This is a genomic window from Ruegeria sp. CJ3 (genome assembly GCF_056536725.1).
The window spans coordinates 77,354-92,354 of the sequence record NZ_JBQFQE010000005.1 but is presented as its reverse complement, the minus strand read 5'-3'; the positions used below and the strand labels follow the sequence as shown (position 1 = coordinate 92,354).

13 protein-coding genes are annotated in these 15,001 nt (G+C 60.8%); 8 read left to right on the top strand and 5 right to left on the bottom strand.

Annotated features, from left to right (window positions below; translation table 11 throughout):
* Positions 1-42: 42 nt before the first annotated feature.
* Positions 43-894: a bifunctional DNA-formamidopyrimidine glycosylase/DNA-(apurinic or apyrimidinic site) lyase gene (mutM, locus tag ACR0J1_RS10745; protein ID WP_480732829.1), complete on the bottom strand. Its 852-nt coding sequence runs from the start codon at positions 892-894 to the stop codon at positions 43-45.
* Between the two features lie 86 nt (positions 895-980).
* Here mutM and ubiE point away from each other — a divergent pair, with 86 nt between their 5' ends.
* Positions 981-1,733 carry a bifunctional demethylmenaquinone methyltransferase/2-methoxy-6-polyprenyl-1,4-benzoquinol methylase UbiE gene (gene ubiE / locus ACR0J1_RS10740; RefSeq protein WP_480732828.1) on the top strand — a complete coding sequence of 251 codons (753 nt, stop codon included), beginning with the start codon at positions 981-983 and terminating at the stop codon, positions 1,731-1,733.
* Positions 1,734-3,263 carry a 2-polyprenylphenol 6-hydroxylase gene (gene ubiB, locus ACR0J1_RS10735; protein WP_480732827.1) on the top strand — a complete coding sequence of 510 codons (1,530 nt, stop codon included), beginning with the start codon at positions 1,734-1,736 and terminating at the stop codon, positions 3,261-3,263.
* 97 nt (positions 3,264-3,360) lie between these two features.
* On the opposite strand, the gene ACR0J1_RS10730 is transcribed toward ubiB, so the two are convergent.
* Positions 3,361-4,536, bottom strand: coding sequence for an acetyl-CoA C-acyltransferase family protein (locus tag ACR0J1_RS10730; RefSeq protein ID WP_480732826.1), 1,176 nt, complete (start codon positions 4,534-4,536; stop codon positions 3,361-3,363).
* A 115-nt stretch (positions 4,537-4,651) separates the two neighbouring features.
* Between ACR0J1_RS10730 and ACR0J1_RS10725 the strand changes: the two genes are divergently transcribed.
* The 6 genes from ACR0J1_RS10725 (at position 4,652) to ACR0J1_RS10700 (ending at position 10,279) form a co-directional block, all read left to right on the top strand.
* Positions 4,652-5,215 (top strand): helix-turn-helix domain-containing protein, encoded by a 564-nt coding sequence (locus tag ACR0J1_RS10725; RefSeq protein ID WP_480732825.1) that lies wholly within the window; start codon positions 4,652-4,654, stop codon positions 5,213-5,215.
* Between the two features lie 111 nt (positions 5,216-5,326).
* Positions 5,327-6,514 (top strand): glycine C-acetyltransferase, encoded by a 1,188-nt coding sequence (locus ACR0J1_RS10720; RefSeq protein ID WP_480732824.1) that lies wholly within the window; start codon positions 5,327-5,329, stop codon positions 6,512-6,514.
* On the top strand, positions 6,511-7,461 hold the full coding sequence (locus tag ACR0J1_RS10715; RefSeq protein WP_480732823.1) for a PLP-dependent cysteine synthase family protein: 951 nt from the start codon (positions 6,511-6,513) through the stop codon (positions 7,459-7,461). The genes ACR0J1_RS10720 and ACR0J1_RS10715 overlap by 4 nt, the downstream gene beginning before the upstream one ends.
* Before the next feature lie 20 nt (positions 7,462-7,481).
* Positions 7,482-8,510, top strand: coding sequence for an L-threonine 3-dehydrogenase (gene tdh, locus ACR0J1_RS10710; RefSeq protein WP_480733043.1), 1,029 nt, complete (start codon positions 7,482-7,484; stop codon positions 8,508-8,510).
* Between the two features lie 63 nt (positions 8,511-8,573).
* A complete protein-coding gene (locus ACR0J1_RS10705) occupies positions 8,574-9,452 on the top strand; it encodes a tryptophan 2,3-dioxygenase (protein ID WP_480732822.1) in 879 nt (292 codons plus the stop codon).
* The gene (locus tag ACR0J1_RS10700) at positions 9,452-10,279 is read left to right on the top strand and encodes an alpha/beta hydrolase (protein ID WP_480732821.1); all 828 of its coding nucleotides are present in this window, start codon (positions 9,452-9,454) and stop codon (positions 10,277-10,279) included. The genes ACR0J1_RS10705 and ACR0J1_RS10700 overlap by 1 nt, the downstream gene beginning before the upstream one ends.
* Before the next feature lie 200 nt (positions 10,280-10,479).
* On the opposite strand, the gene ACR0J1_RS10695 is transcribed toward ACR0J1_RS10700, so the two are convergent.
* The 3 genes from ACR0J1_RS10695 to ACR0J1_RS10685 all read right to left on the bottom strand — a co-directional run bounded on the left by ACR0J1_RS10695 (position 10,480) and on the right by ACR0J1_RS10685 (position 15,001).
* The gene (locus tag ACR0J1_RS10695) at positions 10,480-11,628 is read right to left on the bottom strand and encodes a DMP19 family protein (protein WP_480732820.1); all 1,149 of its coding nucleotides are present in this window, start codon (positions 11,626-11,628) and stop codon (positions 10,480-10,482) included.
* Between the two features lie 260 nt (positions 11,629-11,888).
* Positions 11,889-14,369: a translation initiation factor IF-2 gene (infB, locus tag ACR0J1_RS10690; protein ID WP_480732819.1), complete on the bottom strand. Its 2,481-nt coding sequence runs from the start codon at positions 14,367-14,369 to the stop codon at positions 11,889-11,891.
* An 8-nt stretch (positions 14,370-14,377) separates the two neighbouring features.
* Positions 14,378-15,001, bottom strand: coding sequence for an RNA-binding protein (locus tag ACR0J1_RS10685; RefSeq protein ID WP_480732818.1), 624 nt, complete (start codon positions 14,999-15,001; stop codon positions 14,378-14,380).

Sequence of the window (15,001 nt, the reverse complement as noted above, 5' to 3'; positions counted from 1 at the left end):
GTTCAGGTACGATTCATTATCACGCGCAAAAGCTGGATCAAGCTATCTTTGGCATTGCGCACAGTAGAAGGATGAGCGACCGGACTGGGTGATTCTCTTGATCGACGCGCCGCATCCTTCGGTCCGGCAGGGCTCGCCTTCGCGCCCGTAGACGTCGAAGCTGTGCTGAAAATATCCAAGTTCTCCATCGGCTTGACGGAAATCCCTCAGCGACGAACCGCCAGCCTCGATGGCATCCTGCAGCACCTGCCGGATGATCGGCACAAGTGCCGCAACGCGCGGCGCAGAAACCTGCCCCGCCTTGCGACGTGGCGACACCTTGCCGCGATAAAGCGCCTCGCAGACGTAGATATTGCCCAGGCCCGCAACGATTCCCTGATCCAGAAGCGCCGATTTGACCGGGGTATTCTTGCCTTTGAACGCATCAATCAGGTGTTGTTCGTGAAAGTCGTTCCCTAAGGGTTCAGGCCCCAGAACCGACAGCAGCTTGTGCTGATCCGCCGTGGCCGTCGGCAATAGATCCATCGCTCCAAACCGGCGCGGGTCGTTGAAGGTAATGCGCGCGCCATTGGCCATGTGAAACACCACATGATCGTGCTTTTGCGCCGCCGGATGGTCATGCACGAACTGCCCCAAGGGATCGCCCGACACCGTCATCCGCCCGGACATCCCCAGATGGATCAACAGGGTCTCGCCGCTGCTGAGATCGGCCAGAATATACTTCGACCGCCGCCGCAACCGCTGGACCGTCTGCCCGCTCAGCCGCTCGGCCATCCGGTCGGGAAACGGCCAGCGCAGATCGGGGCGGTTCACGTCTGCCCGTTCGATTACCACCCCCTCCATCGCAGGAGACAGGCCGCGTCTTACTGTCTCGACCTCGGGCAATTCGGGCATTACATGGCTCCTATTCCAAAGGGCCGCATTGTGCCCGCCTCTTATGGCCCTATAACAGAGGCGAAATTCGACGAACGGCAAGGCAAATGTCCGACAACAGCGACAAGACAACTCATTTTGGGTTCGAAACCGTGCGCGAGGCTGAAAAGGCCGGGCGCGTCCAAGGCGTGTTTAACTCGGTCGCCTCGAAATATGACGTGATGAACGATGTCATGTCGATGGGCATCCACCGGGTCTGGAAAGACGCGATGATGGACTGGCTCGCCCCGCGCCCTGGGCAGCGCCTACTGGACGTGGCGGGCGGGACCGGAGATATCTCGTTCCGCTTCCTGAAACGCGCAGGCCATGGCCATGCCACCGTTCTGGACCTGACCGAGCCGATGCTGGTCGAAGGCCGCCAACGGGCCGAAGCCGACCAAATGGCCGACAGCCTCAATTGGGTCGTGGGCGACGCCATGGCGCTGCCCTTCGAGGACAACACATTCGACGTCTACACCATCTCATTCGGCATCCGGAACGTGACGCGCCCACAAGAGGCGCTGAACGAGGCCTACCGCGTGCTGAAACCCGGCGGCCGCCTGATGGTGCTGGAATTCAGCCAATTGCCAAATGACGGGCTGCAAAAGCTCTATGACCTCTACAGCTTCAACGTCATCCCGCGCATGGGCAAACTGATCGCCAATGATTACGACAGCTACCAGTATCTGGTGGAATCGATCCGCAATTTTCCCGATCAAGAAACGTTTCTGGGCATGGTCCGCACTGCCGGGTTCGAAAACGCCAAATACCGCAACCTGAGCATGGGCATCGCCGCGCTGCATTCCGGCTGGAAAATCTAGATGCGTGGCCCTCACAACATCATCCGCCTGATCCGCACGGGCGCCACTTTGGAGCGCACAGGTGCCATGAACGTGGTGCTGGACGCGTTCGAGGCCCCGCGCGCCCTGCGCATCGTGGCCCACGCTTTGGGCAAACCTTTCCAATGGCTGGGCTACAAGGGCGACCCCGAAATGCCGCCCGCCACCCGCGCACTGACGGCTTTGGGGCCGGCCTATATCAAGTTCGGGCAGGTACTCTCGACCCGCCCCGACGTTGTCGGCGACGAACTGGCGGCACAACTGCGCGTCCTGCAGGACAAACTGCCCCCCTTCTCCAAAGCCGAGGCCATGGCCGAGGTTGAACGGGAACTGGGCCAGCCCGTCTCGGAAATCTTCAGCGATTTCAGCGAACCCATCGCCGCCGCCTCAATCGCACAGGTCCACAAGGCCAAGCTGACCAGCACAGGCGAGGATGTCGCCGTCAAAGTCCTGCGCCCCGGCATCGAGCGTGCCTTCCGCAAGGACGTCGACGCCTTCTATTTCGCCGCCCGCATCGTTTCCCTCTGCGCCCCCGGCGCACGCCGCCTGCGCCCGATGGAGGTGATCGAACATTTCGACGGCGTGGTCCGCGGAGAACTCGACCTGCGCCTCGAAAGCGCCGCCGCCTCGGAATACGCCGCCAACACCAAGGATGACGCAGGTTTCTGGCTACCCCCTGTGGTCTGGTCCCTGTCCGCGCGCCGCGTGATGACGCTCAGCTGGGCCGATGGCATCCCACTGGGGGACAATGACGCACTGGACGCCGCAGGCCACAACCGCCGCGATCTGGCTGAACGGGTCCTGCGCCTGTTCCTGCTGCACGCCTTGCGTGACGGCTATTTCCACGCCGACATGCATCAGGGCAACCTCAAGGTCGCCGCTAACGGAGACATCATCGCCTATGACTACGGCATCATGGGCCATATCGACGAATACACCCGTCGGGTCTATGCCGAGATTCTCTTCGGCTTCATCCGCCGCGACTACAAACGCGTGGCCGAGGTCCATTTCGAGGCCGGATATGTCCCCGCCAATCAAGACGTCGACGAGTTCGCCCGCGCCCTGCGCGCAGTCGGAGAGCCGATCTTCGGCATGGACGCCACCCATATCTCGATGGGTCGTCTGCTGAACTACCTGTTCGAAGTCACCGAGCGTTTCGGCATGGAAACCCGCACCGAACTGATCCTGTTGCAACGCACGATGGTGGTGGTCGAAGGCGTCGCGCGCTCACTCGACCCGCACATGAACATCTGGGAGGTCGCGCGCCCCGTGGTCGAGGATTACATAAAGAAATCGATCGGCCCCCGCGCCGTCCTGCGGGATTTCGGCAAAACCGCGTTGGTGCTGGCCCGCTTTGGGCCTCGCCTGCCCGCTTTGGTGGAAAACGCCCTGATCGCGCAGACCCAAAAGGACGACTCACAAAGCCCCGGCCTGCCAAAAATGATCTGGCCCGCAGCCATTGGCGCTGCGGTGGGCGCGGCCGTTGCGGTGGTAATCACTGCGCTGGGCTAAACCCGATCCCACAGCTTCATCTGGCCCAAAATATCCTCGGGGGGAATCGCGCCGGCGGCGCGATGGGGGGCAGACAGCCCCCCAGCAAGGCCCGGGATCAGAGCCGCTCGATAGCGATGGCAATGCCCTGACCGCCACCAATACACATGGTGATCAGAGCCTTCGAACCACCAACCCGCTCCAGCTCATACAAAGCCTTCAGCGTAATGATCGCGCCCGTGGCCCCAACCGGATGACCCAGCGCAATCGCACCCCCGTTCGGGTTCACCTTCGCCGCATCCAGCCCAAGCTCTTTGTTGACCGCCAGCGCCTGCGCTGCAAAGGCCTCGTTGCTTTCGATCACATCGAAATCATCCGCCGACAACCCGGTCTTGGCCAGCAGGTTCTGCACCGCCGGAACCGGGCCAATGCCCATGACCTCGGGGCGCACACCGGCATGTGCATAACCCAGAATGCGCGCCTTTGGCTTCAGTCCCGCCTTTTCCGCCGCGTCTGCGGTGGCCAGAACGATTGCCGCAGCGCCGTCATTGATGCCCGAGGCGTTGCCCGCCGTCACGCGGCCCTCTTTCTTGAACACTGGACGCAGACCGGCCAGAACCTCGGCGGTGGTGGCTTTGGGATGCTCGTCGACCTTAAAATCGACCATGTCGCGCCGCACCTTCACCTGCACCGGAGCGATCTGGCTGTCGAAATAACCCGCTTCGATGGCAGCTGCGGCGCGGCTCTGGCTGGTGACCGCAAAGGCATCCATCTGCTCGCGGGTGATCTGATGCTCATCGGCGACGTTTTCAGCGGTGACACCCATATGCCCGGTGCCGAACGGGCAGTTGAGCGCCCCCACCATCATGTCCAACGAGGTGACATCCCCCATCTTCGCGCCCCAACGCGCCTGCGGTACGATATAGGGTCCGCGCGACATGCTTTCGGCACCCCCGGCCAAGGCAAAATCAGCATCCCCCAGCATCAAGGATTGCGTTGCCGACACGATGGCCTGCGCGCCTGACCCACACAGGCGGTTGACGTTCATCGCCGGGGTCTCATCGGGGATGCCTGCCTGCCTCGCCGCAGCGCGCGACAGGTACATATCGCGCGGCTCGGTGTTAATCACGTGACCAAAGACAACGTGACCGATCTGCGCGCCGTCGACACCCGAACGTTCCAGCGCCGCCTCGGTGGCAACTGTCGCCAGATCAATCGGCGCGGTCGAGGCCAGCGCCCCGCCAAACGTGCCGATCGCGGTGCGGGCACCGTCCAGAATCACGATATCTTTCATGTCTATCTCCTCCTGCAATCACGCGCATTATGCAGGCGCAGCATGGCTTGCAAACCGGACTCACTGTCACGCCCGGAATTGACATTGCGCCGCACAAGGCGCATTGGATTCCGTCATGACGGAAAACACAGACGATATCCTGACCCGCCTGCCCGCCCGCCTGAAAGAAGCGCGCCGCGCCAAGGGGCTGTCACTTGAGGCCGTGGCCAACCTCAGCGGCGTGTCCCGGTCAATGGTCAGTCAGATCGAGCGGGGCGAAAGCAGCCCGACGATCTCGACCTTGTGGAATCTGACCCGTGCGCTTCAGGTCGACTTTGCCGGTTTGTTGGAAGATGGCGAAAACGCCGACCGGATCGAAGTACTGCGCAGCGCCGAGGTGCCCAGCATCGACAATATGGGCGAGAAATGCCGGATTCGCATCCTCTCCCCCCCGGAAGAGGCCGGCGGGCACGAGGTCTATGACATTCAGTTCGACGCGGGCGGGGCCCTGAACAGCCAGCCCCATGCACGCGGCGCGCGCGAGCAACTGACGGTACTTGAGGGCGCGGTCCGTGTCACCTCGGGGACGGCAATCTCAGACCTTGGGCAGGGCGATACCGCGCGCTATGCCGCTGACATAGCGCATTCCATATCAGCCGCAGAACCGGCGCGGGTATTCCTGATCGTCAAGAACGCCTGATATCAGCAATATTCCGCCTTCACGGATATTTTTCCTTCATACTGTAATTCTCCTATTTGGGAATTACATCCGCTATGTTAGACACGCGACTCAGACAACCCGGAGGCCGCCATGGCAGATGCATTCCTGTCCCACATCACGGACACACTCGCCCAGATCGAAGCTGAAGGTCTGTATAAACGCGAGCGAATGATTACCTCGCCTCAGGGCGGAGAGATTACGGTGGGCGACCGGCAGGTCATCAACCTGTGTGCCAACAACTATCTGGGGCTGGCCGACCATCCGGCGCTGATCGAAGCCGCCAAGGGCGCGATGGAACCCAAGGGGTTCGGTATGGCCTCGGTCCGCTTCATCTGCGGCACGCAGGACATCCACCGAGAGTTGGAACAGCGCCTGGCAAAGTTTCTGAACAAGGACGACGCGATCCTGTTTGCCGCCTGTTTCGACGCCAATGGCGGGTTGTTCGAACCCCTTCTGGGGCCCGAAGACGCTATTATCTCGGACAGCCTGAACCATGCCTCGATCATCGACGGGGTTCGGCTTTGCAAGGCCAAGCGCTATCGTTACATGAACAACGACATGAACGACCTCGAAGCCTGGCTGAAACAGGCGCGCGAAGACGGGGCGCGGCACATCATGATCGCCACCGACGGCGTGTTCTCGATGGATGGCTATCTGGCCAACCTGCCGAAAATCCGTGAGTTGGCCGACAAATACGATGCCATCGTCATGGTCGATGACTGCCACGCCACCGGCTTCATGGGGCCGAATGGGGCCGGAACGCCGGATCATTTCGGCGTCGACGTGGACATTCTTACAGGAACCTTGGGCAAGGCACTTGGGGGGGCAATCGGCGGCTATATCGCCGGGCCGCAGCCAGTGATCGACCTGCTGCGGCAGCGGGCGCGGCCCTATTTGTTCTCTAACTCGCTGCCGCCATCCATCGTCGCAGCCGGATTGGAAGCGATCCGACTGGTGGAAGAGGGCGACATGCTGCGCGCGCAACTGTTCGGCAACGCCAAATACTGGCGCGCGGGGCTGGAGAAGTTGGGCTTTGACCTGCTGCCCGGCGAACACCCGATCATCCCGGTGATGCTGGGCGAGGCACAACTGGCGCAGGACATGGCCGCCAGACTGTTTGACGAGGGCGTCTATGTCTCGGGCTTTTTCTTCCCCGTCGTCCCCCGCGGCAAGGCCCGAATCCGCACGCAGATGAACGCGGCCCTGACCCGCGACGAACTAGACCGCGCGCTGGCGGCCTTTGGCAAGGTCGGCAAAGACCTCGGGATCATCTCATGATACTGCCCTCGGTTATCGAGGTCATCGGGAACACACCTCTGGTCGAGCTAAGCCGCATCTGCCGAGCGCTTGATCTGGACGGTCGTATTCTGGCCAAGCTGGACTATCTGCTGCCCGGGTTCTCGAAAAAGGACCGCGCCGCACGATCCATCATCGAGCTCGCCCGCGCTGACGGAACCCTGTTGCCGGGGCAGACGGTTGTTGAACTGACCTCGGGCAATATGGGCACCGGGCTGGCGATTGTCTGCGGCATTCTGGGGCATCCCTTTGTCGCAGTCATGAGCGCGGGCAACTCGGTCGAACGCGCCCGGATGATGCGCGCCCTAGGTGCCGAAGTTATCATCGTTCCGCAAGCCGAAGGCAGCAAGCCCGGCGAGGTATCGGGCACGGATCTGGCCTTGGTTGACGAGGCCGCGCAACACATCACCGCCGAGCGCAATGCATTTCGGGCCGATCAGTTTGGCCATTCCGGCAATCCCAAATCCCATGCCACCGGCACCGGGCCAGAAATCTGGGACCAATCCGGCGGCACCGTAACTGCATTCTGTGATTTTGCCGGATCCGGTGGCACTCTGGCCGGGGTTACCGCTTATCTGGCACCGCACGGGGTGCGCTGCTATGCATTGGAACCCGAAGGGGCGCGCGCCATCGCCGGAGAAGCCATCAGCAACCCCAATCATCCGATTCAGGGCGGGGGCTACGCGATGGGCGATCTGGTTCACCTGGCTGACGCCTCGCTGGCCGGGCATCTGTCCGTGTCGGGCAACGCGGCCCGGGATGGGGCGCGGCTGCTGGCCCAGACCGAAGGCATTTTCGCCGGCTACTCGGCGGGGGCAAACCTTGCCGGAGCGATTGATCTGTTGCGCGGCCCCGAAAAAGGCGGCTGCGTGGCGATTGTGATGTGTGACAGTGGTCTGAAATACCTGTCCACCGATTTGTGGGAGTAATACAGATGCGACCCAACACCATGAAAGCACTGGAAAAATCAAAACCCGAGGAAGGCCTGTGGATGATACAGGCCCCGGTGCCCGAGATCGGGCCAGACGAGGTTCTGATCCGCGTCAACAAGACCGGCATTTGCGGCACGGATATCCATATATGGAACTGGGACGACTGGGCCTCGGCCACGGTGCCGGTACCAATGATTACGGGCCACGAATTCGCCGGGGAAATCGTCGAGATCGGGCGCAATGTAACCGGATTTCAGATCGGTCAGCGCTGCTCGGGCGAAGGGCATCTGATCGGAAATGATAGCCGCCAGAGCCGCGCCGGCAAGTTCCATCTGGACCCGGGCACGCGCGGGATCGGGGTGAACGAACAGGGCGCGTTTGCGCAATATCTGCGCCTGCCTGCCTTCAACGTGGTGCCCCTGCCCGACGATATCCCAGACGAGATCGGCGCCATCCTCGACCCGCTGGGCAATGCCGTACATACCGCGCTCAGCTTCGATCTGCTGGGCGAGGACGTGCTGATCACCGGTGCAGGCCCCATCGGCATCATGGCCGCCGCCGTCGCACGCCACGCAGGCGCCCGGCACGTGGTCATCACCGACATCAACACCGACCGCCTGAAACTGGCCACGCATGTGGTGCCCACGGTACGCACCGTCGACGTCACCACCGAGGATCTGCAGGATGTCATATCCGAGCTTGGCATGTCGCAGGGCTTTGACGTGGGGCTCGAGATGTCGGGCTCGCAGGCCGCGCTGGACCAGATGGTCGAGGCGCTGGTGATGGGCGGCAAGATCGCGCTGCTTGGCATTCCGCCCGGCAAATCCCCCGTCGACTGGTCACGTATCGTGTTCAAGGCCATCACCATCAAAGGCGTCTACGGGCGCGAGATGTTCGAGACCTGGTACAAGATGATCGCCATGCTGCAGAATGGCCTGGATGTCAGCCGCGTCATCACGCACCGGTTCGGGGTCGATGACTTTGCCGAAGGCTTCGCCGCGATGAAATCGGGCCTCTCGGGCAAAGTCGTTCTGGATTGGACCTGACGCTCTGGAAAGTTGCAAAATGAGGTCCTAAACAGGGGCAAGACACCACCTGAGAGGGAGCTCATGAGCGACAAGGACGACCGCTTTCTTAAACGCGGGATCGAAGACACGCTGGTCACGGATTTTGCAGAAACCCACCGCAAAAGCTATGGCGATTTCCTGCAGCTCAAGACGCTGCTGAACCTGCAAAAGACCTTTCAGGACCCCGCCCAACCCGATGAGATGCTGTTCATCATCATCCATCAGGTCAGCGAGTTGTGGCTGAAGCTGATGCACCACCAACTGGTCGAGGTGCGCCGCTTTCTGCAGCAGGACGATTTTGGCCCGGCGATGAAGAACCTCGACCGGATCAAGGCGATCCAGCGGCAGCTGATCGCGGCGTGGGAGACGCTGCTGACCATGACCCCTGCCGATTACATGACCTTTCGGCAGGCACTGGGCAATTCTTCGGGCTTTCAAAGCTATGGCTACCGTCAGATCGAGTTCATTCTGGGCAACAAGGATGTCTCGACCCTGAAGGTTCACGAACACGACCCCGAGGTGATGGAGATGCTGAACGCCGCGCTCACCAAACCCTCGCTGTATGACGAGGTGCTGCACATGCTGGCCCGTCAGGGGTTCGACGTGCCGCAGGACCTGATCGAGCGGGACTATGCCCAGCCCTATTCCGGCGACCCGCGCATCGTGAAAATATGGGTCCAGGTGTTCCGTAACACTGACAAATACTGGGACCTTTACGCGCTGGCCGAAAAGCTGATGGATGTGGAATCACTGTTCCAGCGCTGGCGGTTTGACCATGCCACCGCCGTGGAACGGGTGATCGGGATGCAGCCCGGCACCGGCGGCTCCAGCGGTGTGGCCTTTCTGCGCAAGGCGTTGGAGTTGCGGTTCTTCCACGACCTCTACGACATGCGCTCCGAACTGATGTATGCGGGGGACTGATGCTGTATCGCGGGTTTTCACAGGATGAGCTGGAGCAGGAATATGCACCCAGTTCGATGGTCGGCGGCGATCTGACGCCCTATCTGGCCAGCTATGCGGCCCTCAGCGCGCAGGCGCGGGCCGATCTGGAGGTGCAGGAAAACCTCGCCTATGGCGACAGCCCGACGCAGGTGCTGGACTATTTCCCTGCCGCAGGGGCAAAGGCCCCGCTGCATGTGTTCATCCATGGCGGTTATTGGCAGGCGCTCAGCCAGCGAGACTCGGCGCTGATGGCCCCGGTGCTGCACGAGAACGGGCAGGCCTTTGCCACGCTGAACTATACGCTGGCCCCCGATGCCCGTCTGGGGCAGATGGTCGAGGAATGCCGCAACGCCTTACTTTGGCTGGCGACGCAGGCCGAAACGCTGGGATTTGACCCGTCGCATGTCACGCTTTCGGGCCACAGCGCCGGGGCGCATCTGGCAGCGATGGTGATGGCAACCTCATCCAACGCGCTGGCGCAGGCGGGGCTGAGGGTACGCAATGTGATCCTCATCAGCGGCGTGTTCGACCTTGAGCCGATCAGCCTGACCCCGGTGAACGACCCGCTGCAACTCAGCAAGGTCGAGATCAACGATCTGTCGCCCTGCCTGCACCTGCCAACACCCGGGCCACGATACCGGGTGACGGTCGCCGAACGCGACACGCCCGAGTTCATTCGGCAAAGCCGCGACTATGCCGAATTGCTGCGCAAAGCGGGGCATTCGGTCAGCTTTGACTTGCAGCGGGGCAAGCATCACTTCGACATCATCATGCCCTCGTGCACGTTTCTGGCGGGATCGCGGTAGTCGGGGGTTTGACCTCAGACAAATCTGGCCTTGGTTTCACAAACCGACTCAAGCCCTACGAACGTACAGCCGTAGCAGCCCCGGAAAATAGCTGCTTCAGCTCAACCTCCGGGGGCGGCTTGTGATGCACCTGACTGCAACTGTTATTTGCTTGCGTCAGAGGCAGTCTCGGAACTTGCACCTCTTCAAAGCCAGAAAAGTTAGTGGACACGATTCCGAGCATCGAACTGACGCAGCGCTTTCCTTACCTCGCGATTGCTCAAGACAGCTATGGCCGCCTTGTCAGCCAAGCTGATGATCATCGTTTTGGAATCATCGATACGAAGGACGAAAGGCCTGTTGTGACTTGCGCAATGGATCGCCACATAGCGCCCTTTTCTTTCAGGGTCATTGTCGATCATCAGGTGCAAAGCGACAACATCCTGCGATGACAGATCAGGCGCCATGTCAAGCAAGAGCGCAGCGATCAGGCCCAGACGCTCTTTTCGTGCCAGTTCGCAATATTGGACTACGACTTCCTTCTTCAGATTGCGACCAGAGTTGAACAGGGCAAGAAGCTGCTCTTCTGTTTCCACGGTCTCTTTCGGCATTTTCGGGACAAGCAGAAACCTCTCGGCCACATCCATCCCGTTGAAGACAGTCTCTTCTCCCTGCTCGGTACGCACAGGGATACCCCAGATCACTGTTTGCTGGCCAAAAACGCTTGCAAAACTACCAGGGCGCACACCAAGGAATAGGCCACCCGTAACCTCATATGCTACCTGTGCGTAGCCCGCGAGTTGAGCATTCTCAATCTTGGCCTGAAGGCCCACAGCTTCGCGGTCCCGAAAACGTTGACCTCGGGCTCCGTCCAGTTTCAGGAATTGTTCCAATTTCGCAGGGTAATCCCCATCCGGCACCACACGTACGCACGGCTGAAGCCAAGCGTTTATCCGTTTGTGATAGTCTGAATAAGCCGCAAAAAACCGGGAATCCAGCGCTTCCAAAGCGGCGCTTTCCATCTCTGGGGCTTCGATAAGCGCACCCAAACATGCCGCCAGCTCCGTCAGTCCTGCATTTTTCAGACCACTCTGCGCAAAAGCCAGCGTCATAGGGTCCATCTGTGAATTGTGCCGGAATTGGGAATGACCCCCATTGCATACCTGTGCATAGTAATAGTCGGCATTGTATGCCTCTTGTGCTTCCTCCACGATCTCATCGGCGGAGTAGGCACCCCGATCACGCACAGCGTTCACCCAACTGACAACTGAGCCAACAAGAGCGTATTCTTTCGCGTCCTGTGCGAGCACAGATGCAGGAACAAATATCTCATGCCGGTGCTGGCGGGATTTGAAAAGATTGCGAAGCATCTCTTACTCTTCCTAAACGAAACATTGAATCAAGTGACGGCACATCACCTATAGGGCGAATGAATTGTGGAGCGAATATGGCGGTACCGCAAAAAAGTGCATCCATTGGGCTCCAAGGCAACGGATGGAACACCAAAGACCGTCAAACCTATAAGATATTGACTTTCAAACTAAATCTCGAAAATCAAAGGCCGCAAGGCTTCACAACAAAAACAGCGGCCCAATTGAGCCGCTGCTTCCTGTTTTAATTTGAACCGGTATCAGTCCAGCGTGCGGGTGACTTCTTCGCGCTCGAAAATCTCGATCACGTCGCCTGCGCGGATATCGTCGTAGTTCTCGAACGCCATACCGCATTCCTGACCCGACTGAACCTCGTTCACTTCGTCCTTGAAGCGTTTGAGCGTTTTCAGCGTGCCTTCGTGGATCACCACGTTGTCGCGCAGCAGACGTACGCCAGCCGAGCGGCGGGCAACACCTTCTGTGACCAGACAGCCAGCAACCTTGCCGACGCCAGTGACCTTGAAGACTTCGCGGATCTCTGCGTAGCCGATGAATTTCTCGCGGATTTCGGCGCTCAGCAAGCCCGATGCGGCCGCTTTCACGTCGTCGACGAGGTCATAGATCACCGAGTAATAGCGGATCTCAACGCCCTTCTGGTTCGCCGTGTTCCGCGCCGAGGCATTGGCACGCACGTTGAAACCAAAGATCGGTGCGCCCGAGGCTTCGGCCAGACCGACATCCGTTTCAGTGATCGCACCAACGCCAGAGTGAAGAACGCGCACACGCACTTCGTCGTTGCCGATCTTCTCCATCGCCTGAACGATAGCTTCGGCCGAGCCTTGTACGTCCGCTTTCATCAGAATCGGCAGCTCGGTGACGTTTTCGTCTTCCTTGGCCTTCTGCATCAGCTGCTCAAGGGTGGTCGCGGCACCGGCGGCGGCGCGTTTGTCCTTGGCGGCCTGCTCACGATAGGCGGCAATCTCACGGGCTTGCGCTTCGGTCTCGGTCACGTTCAGAACGTCGCCTGCTTCGGGCGTGCCGTTGAGACCCAGAACCTCGACCGGAACTGAGGGACCAGCTTCTTTGACGCGGTCGCCTTTGTCGTTGATCAGCGCACGGACCTTACCGTACTGCTCACCCACAACAAAGATATCGCCCTGGCGCAGCGTGCCGTTCTGAACCAGAACGGTGGCAACGGGACCCCGGCCCACATCCAGCTGCGCCTCGATCACGGCACCTTGGGCGGCGCGGTCGGGGTTTGCTTTCAGTTCCAGAATCTCGGCCTGTAGCGCAATGGCTTCCAGCAGCTCGTCCAGACCCTGACCGGTGATGGCAGAGACTTCGACGTCCTGAACCTCACCCGACATCTTCTCGACGATGACTTCGTGCTGCAACAGATCGGTGCGGACCTTGTCCGGGTTCGCGTCCGGCTTGTCGACCTTGTTGATCGCCACGATCATCGGCACTTCGGCCGCTTTGGCGTGGTTGATCGCCTCGATCGTCTGCGGCATCACTGCGTCATCAGCCGCAACAACCAGAACCACGATATCCGTGACCTGGGCACCGCGCGAGCGCATCGACGTAAACGCCGCGTGGCCCGGGGTATCCAGGAAAGTCAGCGTGGTGCCGCCATCGGTTTTTACCTGATAGGCACCGATATGCTGGGTGATACCCCCGGCCTCACCAGCAACAACGCGCGCGTCACGGATCGCATCCAGCAGCGAGGTCTTACCGTGGTCAACGTGACCCATGATCGTGATGACCGGCGGGCGGGGCTGCAGATCATCATCGGTATCTTCAACCTCTTTGATGACGTCCTCGACATCAGAATCAGAGACACGAGTGACCTTGTGGCCAAATTCTTCGATGATCAGTTCCGCAGTGTCGGCGTCGATGGTCTGGTTCTGCGTGACCATCATGCCCATGTTCATAAGCGATTTCACTACGTCAGCCACACGCTCGGCCATACGGTTCGCCAGTTCCGAAACCACAATAGCCTCGGGCAACTGCACGTCGCGGATCACCTTTTCCCGCTCGACCGTACCACCCATGGCTTTCTGGCGCGCCCGCTCTTGCTTGCGCTTCATCGCGGCCATTGACCGCTGGCGGTTGCCTTCGCCACCCGTGGCCTGACCCAGTGTCAGCTTGCCCGAGCGACGGTTGTCGTCGCGACCCTTGCCACGGTTGCCACGCTGATCGCGTTCACGGTCCTGCTTGCGCGGTGTCGCAGCAGGCGCCGGCTTGCTGGCCGGGCTACGGGCCGCTTTGGGCTGCTCTGCCGGTGCGGGTGCGGCAGCAGCGCGATGGGCGGCTTCTTCCGCCTCTTTGCGCTTGCGTTCTTCCTCTTCGGCCTTGGCACGCGCCTTTTCTTCAGCCTCGCGCTGTTCGCGTTCCTTGGCTTCTTGTTCGGCCCGGCGGCGTGCGCGTTCTTCCTCGCGCGCCTTCTCTTCGGCTTCACGCTGCGCGGCCTCTTCGACCTCGCGCGCCTTGGCGGCCTGCAACGCCTTCATACGGCGCGCCATTTCTGCATCGGAAATGCCTGCCGGACGACGCGAAGGATCACCCGCCGGAGCGGCCCCGCCACTTGGTTTGGTCGCGCCCGGCTTGGGTACGACCACGCGTTTGCGTTTGGTCTCCACCACGACATTCTTGGTGCGTCCGTGGCTGAAACTCTGTTTCACATTCCCGGGGCGCGCCCCACCACGAAGACCCAATGTCTTTTTGCCGTCACTATCGCTCATAAAGCTTCTTACCCTTCCGCGCGGCCCTTGCCGCCGTCATCCGTTTCGCGCAAGCCACGCAGGCGCTGCGCTTCCTCTACAACACGTTTGGCGAGTCCGCCAGAGGCCAACGCCGCATGAATCACGGTTTGGCGCCCAAATGCCGCCCCCAGCTCATCCGCCGTCAGCCAGCCGATGTATTTGCCGAAGTGCGGCGTGCTGAGTTTCGACTTGCCGCGCCCCGACCCATCGCTGGCCTGCAACAGGACCTGAGCCTCTTCCCGGTCCAGCCACGTCTTGACCTTTTCATACCCGGCAACCGCGTCACCGGACTTGCGCGCCAGGCTGAGCATTTCAACCACACGGCGCGCGATCTGTTTTTCGACCTCATCCGTCAGGTCCTTCGACGCGCTCACCTGCGCCTTGAACCCGCGCGAGAACAGTTTCTTGCCAACGGCCTTGTCCAGCGCGGCACGATCCGCCGCCACATAAACCCCGCGCCCCGGCAGTTTCGCCGCGACATCCGGATAGACCTGACCATCCGGCCCCGTCACGAAGCGGATCAGCCCGTATTTGGGCTGAACCTCGCCCGTGGCGATGCACTTGCGCTCAGGGCCTTCCGACCGATCCTTATGGACGCCACCGCGACCCAT